Genomic DNA, 15006 nt, shown 5'->3' with positions numbered 1-15006 from the left:
ATGGAATGGGTAATGATTTTACTGGGAAAATATATATTTTGAGGCATGGACAAACAGACTGCAATAAGGCAGGATTATGGTATTGTCCAGAGGATAGCCATATAAACGAAGATGGCAGGAAGCAGGCTGAGGCTATTAAAGATGTGATTTTTAAAATTGACCCTGAAAGGGTTTACTGTAGTCCATTCCAAAGATGTATTGACACTGCAGAAATGGTTACAGGTAAAGATTCAAGATACCCAATTATAATAGACGAATGTCTAGGTGAAAGAAATTTCAGGGGAATCGAAGGGTTGGATTCTGAAGGAATAATGAGAAATTTTGGCGTTTCAATGAATTTTTCTCCAGTAACGCCAAACATTGATTTCATTCCGGGCGTTGAAAGCAGTTCAACCTTTCACAAGAGAATTGAAAAGTGTATGGATAATATACTGAATAATTCAAAGGATAATGAGAAAATATTACTCGTTACACATGGGGGTGTTATGTGGTCAATTATTCATCAAAAACTCAATTTGGTTCCAAAGCCAAGAACATTTCTCAACTGCGCCCTACTTGGACTTGAAGTAAAGCATGGTATCTTTTCGCCATTTCTGTCAATAAATATGAGAGAAGACTGGTATTCTGATATCAATCCCTCATGGTCAAGCTTGCAGCTATAATTATTGGGTCCCAGACAGGACCGAATGGGGGTGTATAGCCAAGATCGTTATAGAACAAATCATCAACGGTCATTCCTGAATATATGGCAGTTTCTAAGGTGTTCAATCTCCATGCCCCATTATCCATTGAACATACCTCAGCTCCAAGAAGACGTCTGCTTTCCTTATCATAAACTATCTTTAGTGTCAGGGTGCTGCCTCCAGGATAGTAATTTGCTCTACTCTTTCCCCTCACTATTTTTACATCTGGTGCAAAGCCCTCTTTCTTCGCAACCACTTCATTTAACCCACAAAATCCAAGTTCAAAATCAAACACCTTTACTAGAGTGGTTCCTAATCCTCCAGGAAATACCATCTCCTTTCCAGCAAGATTTGATCCCGCTATCCTTCCCATCTTATTTGCGATCTGTGCAAGTGGTTGAGCCTCCAGTTTTCCACTTATTCTATTGATAGACGTTGCACAATCCCCTGCAGCGTAAATATCAACCACATTTGTTTCCATATGGGAGTTTACCTCAATGAGTCCCTGTTCGCTAAGTTTTATTCCAGATCCCTTAAGGAAACCCGTGTTTGGAACAATACCAATGGCATAGAATACAGAATCAACCTCAATTGTTGTATGTTCAAGTTCGACTTTTAACCCATTTTGAATTTTGCTGATTTTTACAATCTTTTCAGAAAGAATAACTTTCACATTTCTACTAAAGAATGAAATCATATCTTCTGTAACTTTTTCATCCATTTTTGGAAATAATCTATCATGTTTAGAGACAAGTGTAACCTGTTTTCCATCAATTGACAGTTCTGAAGCAAGCTCCATTCCAAGAATCCCGTCACCAATTATGGCGATTTTCTTTCCTAAACCATTTTTCTTTATTGCAATTGCCTGATCCAGTGTTCGGACGGCAAAAACATTGCCAAGGGATTCATATTCACTCCTGACTGCAGATGCACCAGTTGCTATGACAAGTTTATCAAATTTCAGGGTTTCTCCACCTTCAAGAATTACTTTCTTTTGGTTAGAATCAATGCTTTTCACTTTTTTCCCAGTCATAACATTAATTCCTCTATTTTCAGTAAATTCTTTGATTGGGTAATGTATAAGATTTTCATAATTTTCAAACTTATCGGATAGGTAATATGGAATACCACATTCGGCATAGGATACAAAATTTCCATTTTCCACGACTGTTACCCTTGAATCAATTGCAGTTCTTTTTGCCTTTGAAGCTGCTGACATTCCAGCAGCTCCTCCACCTATAATTACTACTTCCATTGGTACTTATTATGTGTTTAATCTTTAAGTTTTTCCAGTTTATAAGGTTGACAATGATGAATTGTCATATAAGTTAACATATTCATCGTTCATCAAATCTCTCCCAATACTTTATTAAAAATTGTGTAACATTTAATCTCAGTGCAGTGATATCATTAAGATTGATATGACTGAAGAAAAGAATATAAAATTTAACGGCAGGAATTTATTCTACCTGGAAAGCAAAAAGGAGGAAAATAAGAAAAATCTCATAATGCTCCACGGTTATTCATTTAGTTCAAAGGACTGGGAAAGGATAGGATCAATGGAACACTTTTCTAACATGGGTTATAACGTATATGCGCCAGATTACCCTGGTTTTGGAAAGAGCGAGGAAAACCCGAATTTCAAAATAGAAAGAGGGGACATAGAAAATTCCGAATCATTTGCACAGTCATTTATGGAGTTTATGGGAATAGATAAGTATACATTAATTGGAGCATCAATGGGAGGTGGTATGGCAATAATGAACACAGCTCTCTTTCCAGATTCAGTCTTAAGATTAGTTGTAGTGGGACCTGCATGGTTTAACATGAAACTGTTAAACCAAATCACACCACCAACCCTTTTCTTGTGGGGACAGAATGATACCGTTGCTCCGTATAACAGTATGTTGAATGAAATTAGAAAACATAAAAACTTTGAAATTGAAATAGTGGAAAATTCAGGTCATCCAGTGTACCTGGATCAAACAGAGAAATTTTTTAAAATAGTTGATAAATTTCTTATGAAATAAATTACTTCAGTTTTTCAACATCTGTTTTCATTACCTGTCCGTCTGAACCATCTACGATTACGTAATATTCTCTCTTCTTATGTGTGTATTTGCCCTGCCATATTGGTACATGAAGTAATTCTGGTGTTCCAGTTACGCATTGGGTTTGAAGTGCTTCAAGATGATGATGTTTTTGCTTAATTATATTTTCCTGAACCTGAGAAACAAGAGTCTTCGCCATTTCCTTTGACGTGTCCTCGTCAATATCTCCATTGAGAACCTTTATGCTTTTCATTATTTTTGAATTGTTGAAATCTACTCTCTGTTCAAGTTTGAAATTATAAGAGTCTGGCTGTAGATGGGGTCTGTCTTTAATTGCAAGTACTGGGAACTGATAGTTCTGAGAAAAAGTTCCACCTCTGATGGCATTGTTTCCACCCATGCCTCCACTCATCATTCCACCTATCATCATTCCATCAATCATACCTCCACCCATTCCGCCTCCACGGCCGCCCATTGCATCATCTGCAACACCCATAATGGCGGCATCCATTGCCAGAGTTCCAACCTCAGCAGCAACATTCAGGTATTTAAAACTTGAATTGGCACCTGTGGGGACTATCCAGTATGGAACATAGGTCAAAGTCAATTCTTCTTCTTTAGACTCCTCAAACATGTGTCTCCCAAGAAGACCCTTGTCAAGATGCTTCTTTATTATTTCATGTAACTGATTTGTGTCCTCGACTGAAAGATTGAGCATTGTATGTTTTGAAACATTTGTCCATCCCGTATTACCAAGTGTAACGCTGGTTCCACAGTATTCACATGTCACAACCATTTCTCCCTGTGTGGGTTTTATGGGTGCGCCACATCCAGGGCATTTAAGCTCTGTGACGCCACTCTGTGCAATCACTGTTCTGGCTTCTGTTGTGTTTTGCTGTCCATTCTGGTTTCCGGCAGCATTCTGTTGGCTAGCAGTTCCTACCCTGTTTCCGCATTTAGAGCAGAAAACAGCGTCATCTGGGAGCTGAGCTCCGCATTTGTCACAATACATTTTTTCACCCCGTTATCTTCTGTCCACAATCTGGGCAGAACTTTGAATTAGCTGGAATTTCAGATCCACACTTTGGACATTTAATTGTTGCTGGCTGCTGTATTCTCATGTCATTTCCGCAATTCGGGCAGAAATTGCTTGTTGAGGGTACCGCTGCTCCACATTTTGGGCATGTCCTTGTTTGAGCCTGCTGTGCTGTTCCAGCATTCTGGTTATTTACGTTTTGGTTATTTGCATTTTGCATATTTGCCATCATCGGACCGGACATTGCATAACCAACTCCGGCTCCAGCACCCATTCCAACTCCCATACCTGCACCCAAACCGGCAAATCCATTGGGATTCTTTGATGCATCAACCATAGCTTGTCCTGCCTGATACTGTATGTAGTTAACACCAAGAACTGACATTTCTGATCTTGTGTCTACAGCCTTCTGAACCTCATCAGGAAGCGATATGTTAATTCCCTGTAATTTATCTATCTCAATTCCATATTGCTGAAAGCTTGAAGGCGCCATACCCAGAACAGCCTGCTCGATAGTTGAGAGATTTGCTGGTATATCAGTCACTTTCATTCCAGTGTCCTTTAACTTTCCAAGTGCATTGTAAAGTAGCAGTATTATTTGATCTTTCAACCTTGATTCTACGTCTGTGGTTGAATCGACATTAAATGTTCCAACAAACTGATTTATGAATAATGCAGGATCTGAAATTTTCCATCTGTATTCACCGAATGCTCTTAGATTTACAATGCCAAAAGCGGCATCCATGAACTGGTAAGGGCTGCTACTACCATATTTACCATCCATGATTCTTCTCTGTACATAATAGACTTCAGCCTGTTGTTGAACACCTGAAAAATATTTCAGGAGATCGCCTACAACTGGGGCATTGAAATCTGTAAGTGCGTATCTTCCGGGCTTATCAAAATAAGTCAGCACTTTTCCATCTCTGTAAAAAACAGCAGTTTCATCCTCTCTTACTACAATGTTATCATTAAGACGTATTAATCTTGGAACCTTCCACATGGCGTTTCCTTCCTTAAATTGGGTTTCCCATGCTATTGTTATTGATCCAAATACGCTTCCTCCCTTATATGGAATATCTTTTGACTTCTTTCCAAACATCTAAATCACTCTTTTATACCTTCAACAGTTTCTATTCTCTGAGACCAAGCTCTTTTAGCATCTTTAATCATATCAGAAATTCTGTTCAGGGAAGCAAGTATGTCTGGGTCCTGCATCCCAGACACATTTTCAAGCTGTGAACAGGTATCCGCAATTTCCTTGCATTTTGAAACAAATTCAAAGTCATATTCATAAAGTCTGTCAAGAACTGTAGTATTTACCTGAATCGCGGGTGCAAATCCTGAATATCCCTGCTGTCCGTGAACTATATCACCCTGAAATGTCTCAACCACTGATATTGTATTACCAATAAAGTTCAGAGAACCGAATTTATTAAAATTTATTGCATTCTGACGTGCGGTTGTTAATGAACTTACAGCTCTTCCAAGAACTCCTCCTATCTGTGATCTCAATAGTTCGTCCGCTGTTCTAATATCTTCCTTTTCCCTGTATCCCTTAAAACCTGGAATTACAAGTTGAATCTTTTTAAGTATGGACTGGTTTTTGTCTACAGCCACCCTAATGTCTTTATCTCCATTCTGAGTGTCCATTCAGATGTAACATGTAATTTATGCTATTAAATATTAGGCTATCTTTTATTATGTTCAAAAGAAATGCATCCTAATAAGGAAGAAAATATTATATTAAGCCATATATCATAACCTAAATCATGATTCTACACGATCACCTTTCAGACAAATTGAAGTCATTGAACAAAAAGGGCAATGTTATCAAACTTTTTGTTTGTGGTCCGACAGTTTATGATGAACCACATCTTGGGCATATTAAAACATACATTACATTTGACGTTCTAGCAAAATATCTGAGGCATAAGGGGTATTCAGTTTTTTTTCTTGAGAACATTACAGATATAGACGATAAGATCATAAACAGAGCAATGGAAACGGATCAGAATCCTCTTGAACTTTCCTCGTTATATTTTCAAAAGTTCATAGAAGCAATGAAATTCGCAAAAATAGATTCCGTAAATTTTTATGCTCCTGCCACTGAGCACATTAAGGAAATAATAAGGCAAATAAAAATTCTGGAGAGGCGTGGATACACATATAAACTACCGGATGGGATATATTATCGGGTCTGGATGGACCGGAACTATGGTATTTTATCCGGTCAAAAGGCAGATAAACTCGAACAGGGTAAGAGAGCAACAGTTTCCGATTTCAAAGAAGATACAAGGGATTTTGTTCTATGGAAATTTCAGAAGACAGAAAAAGAACCTGCATGGATGAGTCCATGGGGAATGGGAAGACCAGGCTGGCATATAGAAGACACTGCAATATCTGGTAAGTATTTCGGAAACCACTATGATATACACGGTGCCGGAACAGATCTATTGTTTCCTCACCATGAATCTGAACTTTCCATAATGTCATCACTGAAGGGTAATAGCAGAGTGGTTGATTTCTGGATTTATTCCGGATTATTAAAAATTAATGGAACAAAAATGTCCAAGTCAGAGAATAATTTCATTACAGTTAAGGAGATATCAGAGAAATATTCATCAGAAACTGTCAGGATGGCCTTTCTGTCAAATAATTATGCCTCGGAGACAGATTTCTCCGAATCTCTGCTTGAAGAAGCGAAGAAAAACGTGGAATACATAAACAGGGCTTATATGCTACTTTCTGGAGTAAGAGGAAAGGGGAAGAAGCTTGATTACGGTAATTTATTTAAGGCAATTGATAGAGAGATGGAAAAGGATTTGAATACAAGAAGTTCAGTAGCAGGTTTACTTGAAGTATGCTCAATGATATATAAAAACATTGACAATATGGATGAGACCGATGCAAATTTATTGAAAACTAGAATAGATGAGATCGACTCCTATCTGGGAATATTGGTAAGAGAAAGCACAGTTTTAAGTAAAAAATCAATAGAGGAACTTGTAAAGTTAAGGGAAAATCTAAGAAAAGAGAGAAAATATGAGTATTCTGATGTACTTAGAAACGCACTTCAGGAATCTGGGGTCATAATTGAGGATGGCCAGGGAAAATCAGGGTGGCATTATGAACTCAGATAGGGCTTTCATCGGTGTTGATTTTGTAGTAGATTTTGTAGATGGGAAATTCGGGTCAGAAAATGCGAGAAAGGTTGCAACAAAGGCTGAAGAATTCCTGAAAAAAATAGATTCATCAGAAACAGTCGTACTTACACTGGATTCACACATGACAAATGATCCAGAGTTTCGTGTTTGGGGTGAACACTGTTTAAGAAATACTCCCGGTTCATACCTTTATGGAAATCTGGATAAAATAAATGCATACCACATTGAAAAAAGATTCTATGATGCATTTTTTCAAAGTGATCTTGACGGTTTTCTTAGAGCTAAGGAAATAAGGGAAGTTTATATTTTCGGTATAAGTACAGATATTTGCGTTCTTCATACAGTTGCAGGTGCATTTTTTAGATACTATAATATCACAATAATCGATGACCTGTGCGCATCCCTTAGAGAGGAAGATCACAATCTGGCACTTAATCAGATGAAAAGGCTATACGGTGTTAAAACAATTAAATCAGGTGAACTGGTGAATCTAAATGAGTGAAGGAAAGTTCTTTATTGCGACAGAGAAGGAGATAATTGATGGAAAGGCAAGCGATGTATATTTCAGCAGAACACTGAATCTTGTAATGCCAGAAAAGAAGATTGTAGTTGCTGAAATTACATCCTCTGTCATCGAACAATGGATTAACTTTACAGGTCTGGAGGAGGTAACTAATCTGTTAGAAGGCAGAAATATCGATGTGTGGGCAATTCCAGAGGGTACTCTTATGGCAACGAGGGATTCCCTGGGTAGGTCAATTCCATTTATTGTAATGAAGGGGAATTATTCTGAAATAATGGAACTGGAAACCTCTATTCTTGGTTTTATATGTCAATCGTCCGGAATAAGTACAGAGGCAACAAAAGTCTATATGGCCTGCCATCCAAAGCCATATGTCTCCTTTGGTATTAGGAGAATGCATCCAGGCATATCACCAATGATTGACAGGGCAGCATATATTGGTGGAGCCGCCGGTGTATCCGGAATACTCGGTGCCGAGGCAATTGGAATTGAACCTTCAGGTACAATGCCTCATTCAGTGGCTCTTTTAATGGGAGAGGAAAGAGCATGGGAATATATTGCAAATAATTTTCCAGCTGGCACAAGAACTCTTTTGATAGACACATTTGGTGACGAAAAGTTCAAGGCAATTGAAGCTGCTGAAAAGTTCCCACAAATTGATTTCATAAGGATTGACACACCCTCATCAAGGAGGGGAAATTTTCCACAAATAATCAGGGAAATTAGATGGGAGCTTGATATTAGAGGTTTCTCCAAAATCAAAATAATGGTATCTGGAGGTTTGAAGAAGGAACAGATCCAGGAACTAAAAGATGCAGGAGTTGATAGTTTTGGAGTAGGAACCTCAATTGCTTCGGCTCGTTCAATTGATTTTGCAATGGATATCGTTGAAATTGATGGCAGGCCAATAACAAAGAGGGGAAAATTATCTGGGATGAAGAACGTGTATAGATGTGATAAGTGCAGTTTCACTACCATAGGGTTGTTCAATGAAAAACAGGTTTGCAAGGATCACGGTGAAATGACTCCATTGCTTAAACAGATCATTCATAAAGGGAAGAGGACTTCACCAAAACTTAACGCTGGGAAAATCAGAGAAAGAAGTATAAAAATGGCTATGGAACTGATGAATCAGTTCAAAGAATAGTGCATTTGATGATTTTGACCTGGGAAACAGGTCTATCGTTTCTGTCAGTCTTTGTTTTTCCTATGGCCTCAACAACTGGCATCCCTTCAATAACTTTCCCAAATACTGGGTGTTTTCCATCAAGGTAAATATTATCCACAAGGTTTATAAAAAATTGACTTCCACCTGTATTCGGCCCAGCATTTGCCATTGATATGGTTCCCTTTTTGTTGTGATTGTCCTTGGAGAATTCATCTTTGATCGTATATCCTGGTCCACCCATTCCGGTTCCCTTAGGGTCTCCTCCCTGTATCATAAACCCATCAATTACTCTGTGAAAAATTGTACCATCGTAAAACCCCTTTTTTGCAAGGGTAATAAAATTTCCTGCAGTTATGGGCATGTTCTCCTCATCTAACTGTACCTTAAAATTTCCAGCCGTTGTTTTAAATTCAGCTACCTTCATACGTACCAAGGGGTCTATTGCAATCAATATTATTAGATGTTCTGTCCATATCTATGGCAAATTCTTTTTAACTTCTATTCCCAAAGATCTGGAAATTATAATATAACAATTAACTATTGATAATTATGATTGTTGTTGAAAACAGGATCAGGGTTGCCAGGGACTTCAGAAATGAATTTGAGGAAAGATTCAAGAATAGACAGTCTAACCTGAAGAAATTTCACGGTTTTGTCAGGAATTATATACTTAAACCAACGGGAAATGATGACGAATACGTTGTTATGACTCTGTGGGACTCGAGGAAGGACTTTGATACCTGGACAGATTCCTCTGACTTCAAAGAATCACATTCTATGCCAATGCCACAGGGGGCAATACTTGATCGTCCAGTACTCAAAATTCATGAAATCATACAGGAAATTTAGAAATCTAAATCTAAAGGATGATAATATACCTCCATGGAACTGATCAGAAAGGGAAAGGTTAAGGATGTATATGACAATGGAAACACTCTAATTTTTAAATTTTCGGACAGGATCTCTGTTTTTGATAAAATTATACCGGTCAATGTGCCCAATAAGGGGGAATCAGTTTGCAGAACTTCTGCTTACTGGTTTGATTTTGTTCAGAAGAACCTGGGAATCAAAACTCATTTTCTCTCCCTGAAAGCAAATAATGAAATGGAGGTCAGGAAATACAGAGTAAATGAGTCTGGTGGATCTAAACACTGGATCAACTTTCTCATCCCACTGGAATTTGTAATGAGACATTATGCGGCTGGTACACTTGTTGATAGAATTAAGTCTGGAAAAATCAAAAAGGAAGACCTCGGGATGAATCATATTCCTGAAAAGGGAGAGAAGCTAGATGAACCTTTTTTTGAAATGACAACAAAATTTGAAAAAACTGATAGACCTCTGAATTTTCGAGAAGCTTCAGAAATTGGTGGATTGACAGAAGAGGAAGTATATAAAATACGTGATATCATTGCAAAAATTGATAGAAAGATTCAGGACGAAGTAGGAAAAAGAGGACTAATTCATGCAGATGGAAAGAAGGAATTTGCGCTTGGAGATGGCAGGGAAATAATAATTGTGGACACATTCGGGACGGCGGATGAGGACAGGTTCTGGGAAATGCAGGAATATGAAAATGGGAAAATCGTGGAACTTTCAAAGGAAAGTGTCAGAAAATATTACAGGGACAATGGCTATTACGATAGACTGTACGAGGCAAGAGGAAAAGGGGAGAAGGAACCAGATATTGAAGCCCTACCAAAAAATATTATAGAATCAACATCAAAATTATATCGTACAATGTACGAAAGGATCACCGGTCAAAACTGGTGAATATTCCTACATATTTTGGAAATTGCAATCTCTATATACCTAGTTCAATGTTGGTTTCAAGATGATTCCAAAGGTGGTGTTCAAGTTCGTAGGCCCAGATTGCCTCTGGTACCGATTCAAAGAATGAAATCGGAGTTTTTATTGCCGTTTTCAACTTTGACTCTGAATCTTCTTCTATCCACTCCCGTATTCCCATAATTACATCTATATTATTTGGATCACCTTTAACTATAATGGTGAAAGCCTTATTTGTAGAAAGAAGAGCCCTCATTATACCACCTTTCTTTGCCTGAATAATTTGAGTGTGATCCAGATTAATTCTCTGAGTAATAAATCCCTCTTCCTTGAAGAAGCTTAATACAAGATTTCCAAGTTTCTGCATATCTACCTGTTCATTCAGGTATATTCTATTTGTGAAGTGCATGATCGGGAAATAAAGAAATAGTTATAATATTATCTAAACAATTATACTCAATGGACATTGATATAGGACTTTCTAGAATCAGAAGAAGAATAAATGGGGCAACTCGTGTCCTTGCCCTCGACCTGGAAACACTGGTGAAGGAAGGATTTTTGAGAAATGAATCAATAGTAGCAGTATCTGTAGGAACGCTTCAGGGAAAATATGATGTAATAATGGCTGATCCCAGTAATTATAACGAATATGATCTCCTGTTCCAGTTACAGGATTTTGTGGATTCATATCAGCCAGAAGTTATCATCGGCTATAACCACGTGAGTTATGATATTACACTGATAAACACAAAATTGGTTAGCTTACCATACTCCAAACAGTTGTTTGCATTGAAATTTTTCTTTGGCACATCTTATTTACTTGACATGATGTATGCCTGCGCTCTTGATATGAGAGTAAAAACAGGAGATTACAATATCAGGAGCCTCAGGAAAATAGTAAATTCCGAGTTATATAATGAACTTGACCTAATGAGAGTCAAAGAAAATATTCAGATTGATGGTATGAATCCAGCTGAAGCCGTTGAATTTTTGTGGAAAAATGATTCTAAAAAACTACGTGAATATTCCCTTGGTGATGTTCATGATGTTATAGAACTTTACAAATCCATTTTTAAATATTGAAACGAAATTTGTTGCAATTCATTTTTTCAATCTTCATGTTGAGCAAAATGTCATTCTAAAAAAAATGAAAATTTACGAATGAATGTTTAGAGCAGGCCATATTTGCCTGCCACATTTTCTACATTTTCTACATAGTCTTCGAAAATTCTAAGAATATCCCTTGAAGTTATAATCCCTACAAATTTGCCATTTCTTCCAACCAGTATCCTTCTTATTCCGTTTTTGCTCATTATTACAGTAACCTTCTTTGTTGGTGTGTCCTCAGGAATGCTTCTGATATCGGTTGACATTATTTCACCAAGTTTTACCTTCTCAGGATTTATTCCTGCTGCCATAACTTTACTGACAAAATCCCACTCTGTAACTATTCCTTTTATGGTACCATTTTCTCCTACGAGAACGTATCCTCTATGATCCTTTGCCATTAGCTTTGTGGCTGATGCCACATCAAGATCCTCTGGAAGAGGCGATGGAATTGGTGACATGATATCTTCAGCATTTAGTACCATAACCTGTCATTTTCATAAGATATTTAAAATCAATGTAAGTTAAAATGGCTTCTTAAGGGATTTAAGGAAAAAATATTATTTAATGTAGTTTATCATTATTTTGAAAGATTATTCTTCTTTTTTAACAATTTTAAAGATTTCTTCCAATTCTTTAAAGTAAAAATAAAGATTCAATGGAAAATTATCATCGCTTAATATTGAATTTTATTAGAAATTAAACCACGAATATTTCAAAATTTATATCTCTACCAATTTTTATGCTGGGATCAAATAAGAGATTGTGTTTCTAAGTGAATTATGCAGTCCCAGTGAGTACAAAAGTCCGAGGAGCTAAAAAAATTAAAAAGTATTTAATACACATAGCTATTGACTGAATGGAGTGGAATTAATGGAAAAATTAATGGAAACTGGAACAACAACTGTAGCTATCACTCTCAAAGATGCCGTTATAATGGCAACAGAGAGAAGAGTTACAATGGAGCATTTTATAGCACACAAGGACGGGCAGAAATTATTTCAAATTGACACCTACGCTGGAATGACCATTGCTGGACTTGTAGGAGATGCTCAGGTACTGGTAAGATACATGAAAGCAGAGCTAGAACTATACAGGATGCAAAGAAAAATAAACATTCCAATCAGCGCCGCTGCCACGTTACTTTCAAATATACTAAACCAGACAAAGTTCTATCCTTATATGGTACAAATTCTCATAGGTGGGGTTGATTCAAAGCCACACATCTTTTCGGTAGATGCAGCAGGAGGATCGGTGGAGGATATATTTGTCAGCACAGGATCAGGATCTCCATTTGTGTACGGCGTTCTTGAATCGATGTATAACAAAGACATGACAGTTGATGAAGGGGTAGACCTTGTAATTAAGGGTATATCTGCAGCTAAATCAAGGGATTCAGCATCAGGTGGAATGATAGATGTAGCCGTAATTACCAAAGATAAAGGCTATGTTCAACTCGAAGAATCAGACGTTTTGAGCAGAATTAAAAAGCTAAAATTAAATCTTTAAATATTATTATTAATTACTTTAAAAAAATAAATTTTTCAGGAGTCATCAGAAATGGTATTCAGAGACTATATTGAGGATGCAAAATCCATATTCAAGAGACTTGTTCCGGATAACGAAATTACAGAAGTTGTCTATGAAGGGCCAAATATCGTTGTTTATACAAAGAATGAGGATCTTTTTGCGAACAGGGATGATATTGCAATAAAGGTAGCACAGGAAATCAGAAGAAGGATATTCATTAGGCCAGATCCATCAATTCTCAAGGACGAGGATCAGGTGAGGAAGATCGTTGAAGATACGATCCCCGAAGAGGCGGGACTCAAGGATATTTATTTTGAATCGGATACCGGTGAGGTTGTAATAGAGCTTGAAGAACCTTCTATTATTTCACAGAAAGATTCCGAATATGTACATTCAATAAAAAACAATACTAACTGGTCTCCAAGGATAATCAGGGCACCACCAATGCATTCACATACTGTAAAAGAAGTAAGGGAATTCATGAGGGAGGTCAAAGATGAAAGAAAGAAATTCCTCAATTCATTGGGGCAGAAATTGAATTCTCCTGTTATGATTGGTGAGACCTGGGTAAGGTTAACTGCTCTTGGTGGTCATAGGGAAGTTGGAAGAAGCGCTACCCTGGTATCAACAAATAACTCCAAAATACTCATAGATTGCGGAATGATGAACACAAACACTGCAGGAGAGAAGCCGTGGGAAGGTTCACCATATTTATATCTTCCAGAAGTTCAGCCATTGAGTTCAATTGACGCAGTAATTCTAACGCACGCTCATCTAGATCATTCAGGAATGGCACCAATGCTATACAAGTATGGCTATGAGGGTCCAATCTATATGACTCAGCCCACAAGAGATCTTGCAGTATTGCTCCAGAACGATTTCATAAAGGTAGCGCATATGGAGGGTTATAAAGCTCCATACGAAACAAAGCACATAAGGGAGGAATTGAAGAGAACTATAGTACTGAGAAATAACGAAACAACTGACATTACTCCCGATGTGAGACTTACATTTTACAATGCTGGTCATATTCTTGGATCAGCATCTGTACATCTGCATATAGGAGATGGATTATACAATGTGGTGTTGAGTGGTGATGTCAAGTTTGAAAAGACCTGGCTTTTTAATCCTGCCAATAATAAGTTTCCAAGAGTGGAAACGTTCATGACGGAAAGTACCTATTCAGGAAGGGATGATTACCACAAGACAAGAAAGGATGCATCTGAAATTCTTGTCAATATAATAAATCGTACATTTGAAAGAGGTGGTTCAGTCCTAATTCCTGTTTTTGCAGTAGGAAGGAGCCAGGAGGTAATGATGGTTCTTGAAGAAGCCATGAGAACAGGAGCAATAAAACAGACACCTGTATATCTCGACGGAATGATTATGGAGGCTACAGCAATTCATGCAGCTTACCCAGAGTTCCTAAACAGAAATCTAAGGGAACAGATCATGATTCAGAGAGAAAACCCATTTATGAGTCCTATTTTTAAGAAGGTAGAAACTAGAGAACAGAGATTGCAGATATGCGATTCATCTGAAAGTAATATTGTTCTTGCAACTTCAGGCATGATGAATGGTGGTCCAGTTATGGAGTTCTTCAAGGCATGGTCAGATTCTCCAAAAAATTCTCTGGTGTTTGTCGGTTATCAGGCTGAAGGAACATTCGGTAAAAGGTTGCAGAGAGGAGCAAAGGAAGTAAGCCTGAGTGAGGGTGGTAAGATGACAACCTATCAAGTAAATATGAACGTTGAGACCGCTGAAGGGTTTTCTGGGCACTCGGATAAAAAGCAATTACTTGCATATATTGCAACCATGATGCCAAAACCAAAGAGAATACTTGTAAATCACGGTGAAAGTGAAAATGCACAGGATTTCGCAAGGCAGATTAGACAGAAATTCGGAATAGAATCTCATGCACTGAGGAATCTTGAAACCATTAGACTATACTAG

General features: G+C 37.6%; 17 protein-coding genes. 10 read left to right on the top strand and 7 right to left on the bottom strand.

Annotated features, from left to right (window positions below):
• Positions 1-5: 5 nt before the first annotated feature.
• Positions 6-662 carry a histidine phosphatase family protein gene (locus CSP5_RS05420; RefSeq protein WP_021789505.1) on the top strand — a complete coding sequence of 219 codons (657 nt, stop codon included), beginning with the start codon at positions 6-8 and terminating at the stop codon, positions 660-662.
• Here the strand turns inward: CSP5_RS05420 and CSP5_RS05415 are convergent.
• The gene (locus tag CSP5_RS05415) at positions 631-1938 is read right to left on the bottom strand and encodes an FAD-dependent oxidoreductase (protein WP_021789506.1); all 1308 of its coding nucleotides are present in this window, start codon (positions 1936-1938) and stop codon (positions 631-633) included. The two genes, CSP5_RS05420 and CSP5_RS05415, sit on opposite strands and share 32 nt — an antisense overlap.
• 166 nt (positions 1939-2104) lie before the next feature.
• On the opposite strand from CSP5_RS05415, the gene CSP5_RS05410 reads away from it, so the two are divergent.
• Complete coding sequence (locus tag CSP5_RS05410) at positions 2105-2713, top strand: alpha/beta fold hydrolase (protein WP_021789507.1); 609 nt, start codon at positions 2105-2107, stop codon at positions 2711-2713.
• A gap of 1 nt (position 2714) precedes the next feature.
• On the opposite strand, the gene CSP5_RS05405 is transcribed toward CSP5_RS05410, so the two are convergent.
• The 3 genes from CSP5_RS05405 to CSP5_RS05395 are packed head-to-tail and all read right to left on the bottom strand — an operon-like array spanning position 2715 to position 5423.
• Positions 2715-3746, bottom strand: coding sequence for a zinc-ribbon domain-containing protein (locus CSP5_RS05405; protein WP_021789508.1), 1032 nt, complete (start codon positions 3744-3746; stop codon positions 2715-2717).
• A gap of 4 nt (positions 3747-3750) precedes the next feature.
• Complete coding sequence (locus CSP5_RS05400; RefSeq protein ID WP_021789509.1) at positions 3751-4872, bottom strand: SPFH domain-containing protein; 1122 nt, start codon at positions 4870-4872, stop codon at positions 3751-3753.
• Between the two features lie 5 nt (positions 4873-4877).
• The gene (locus tag CSP5_RS05395) at positions 4878-5423 is read right to left on the bottom strand and encodes a hypothetical protein (RefSeq protein WP_148689830.1); all 546 of its coding nucleotides are present in this window, start codon (positions 5421-5423) and stop codon (positions 4878-4880) included.
• Between the two features lie 119 nt (positions 5424-5542).
• On the opposite strand from CSP5_RS05395, the gene cysS reads away from it, so the two are divergent.
• From cysS to CSP5_RS05380, 3 genes are read left to right on the top strand one after another with little or no spacing between them, the layout of a single operon-like run.
• Entirely contained in the window at positions 5543-6913 is a 1371-nt protein-coding gene (gene cysS / locus CSP5_RS05390; RefSeq protein ID WP_148689829.1) for a cysteine--tRNA ligase, read from the top strand.
• Positions 6900-7439: a cysteine hydrolase family protein gene (locus CSP5_RS05385; protein ID WP_021789512.1), complete on the top strand. Its 540-nt coding sequence runs from the start codon at positions 6900-6902 to the stop codon at positions 7437-7439. Before cysS ends, CSP5_RS05385 begins: the two co-directional genes overlap by 14 nt.
• Positions 7432-8607, top strand: a complete 1176-nt coding sequence (locus tag CSP5_RS05380; RefSeq protein ID WP_148689828.1) for a nicotinate phosphoribosyltransferase — start codon at positions 7432-7434, stop codon at positions 8605-8607. Before CSP5_RS05385 ends, CSP5_RS05380 begins: the two co-directional genes overlap by 8 nt.
• On the opposite strand, the gene CSP5_RS05375 is transcribed toward CSP5_RS05380, so the two are convergent.
• A complete protein-coding gene (locus tag CSP5_RS05375) occupies positions 8597-9052 on the bottom strand; it encodes a peptidylprolyl isomerase (protein WP_148689827.1) in 456 nt (151 codons plus the stop codon). The genes CSP5_RS05380 and CSP5_RS05375 overlap by 11 nt on opposite strands.
• 125 nt (positions 9053-9177) lie before the next feature.
• On the opposite strand from CSP5_RS05375, the gene CSP5_RS05370 reads away from it, so the two are divergent.
• A complete protein-coding gene (locus tag CSP5_RS05370; protein WP_148689826.1) occupies positions 9178-9477 on the top strand; it encodes an antibiotic biosynthesis monooxygenase family protein in 300 nt (99 codons plus the stop codon).
• Between the two features lie 33 nt (positions 9478-9510).
• Positions 9511-10401: a phosphoribosylaminoimidazolesuccinocarboxamide synthase gene (locus tag CSP5_RS05365; RefSeq protein ID WP_148689825.1), complete on the top strand. Its 891-nt coding sequence runs from the start codon at positions 9511-9513 to the stop codon at positions 10399-10401.
• 31 nt (positions 10402-10432) lie between these two features.
• Here the strand turns inward: CSP5_RS05365 and CSP5_RS05360 are convergent, their stop codons facing one another.
• Complete coding sequence (locus CSP5_RS05360; RefSeq protein ID WP_021789517.1) at positions 10433-10825, bottom strand: hypothetical protein; 393 nt, start codon at positions 10823-10825, stop codon at positions 10433-10435.
• 50 nt (positions 10826-10875) lie between these two features.
• Here CSP5_RS05360 and CSP5_RS05355 point away from each other — a divergent pair, with 50 nt between their 5' ends.
• Positions 10876-11499: a 3'-5' exonuclease gene (locus CSP5_RS05355; RefSeq protein ID WP_021789518.1), complete on the top strand. Its 624-nt coding sequence runs from the start codon at positions 10876-10878 to the stop codon at positions 11497-11499.
• Positions 11500-11585: 86 nt separating this feature from the next.
• Here CSP5_RS05355 and CSP5_RS05350 read toward each other — a convergent pair whose 3' ends face one another.
• Positions 11586-12008: a CBS domain-containing protein gene (locus CSP5_RS05350; RefSeq protein ID WP_021789519.1), complete on the bottom strand. Its 423-nt coding sequence runs from the start codon at positions 12006-12008 to the stop codon at positions 11586-11588.
• A 388-nt stretch (positions 12009-12396) separates the two neighbouring features.
• On the opposite strand from CSP5_RS05350, the gene psmB reads away from it, so the two are divergent.
• Both psmB and CSP5_RS05340 read left to right on the top strand, forming a co-directional pair.
• Complete coding sequence (psmB, locus tag CSP5_RS05345) at positions 12397-13032, top strand: archaeal proteasome endopeptidase complex subunit beta (RefSeq protein ID WP_021789520.1); 636 nt, start codon at positions 12397-12399, stop codon at positions 13030-13032.
• Positions 13033-13083: 51 nt separating this feature from the next.
• Positions 13084-15006, top strand: coding sequence for a beta-CASP ribonuclease aCPSF1 (locus tag CSP5_RS05340; protein ID WP_021789521.1), 1923 nt, complete (start codon positions 13084-13086; stop codon positions 15004-15006).

The organism is Cuniculiplasma divulgatum (assembly GCF_900083515.1).
Taxonomy (GTDB): Archaea; Thermoplasmatota; Thermoplasmata; order Thermoplasmatales; family Thermoplasmataceae; genus Cuniculiplasma; species Cuniculiplasma divulgatum.
This window is presented reverse-complemented; position numbering and strand designations above follow the sequence as displayed.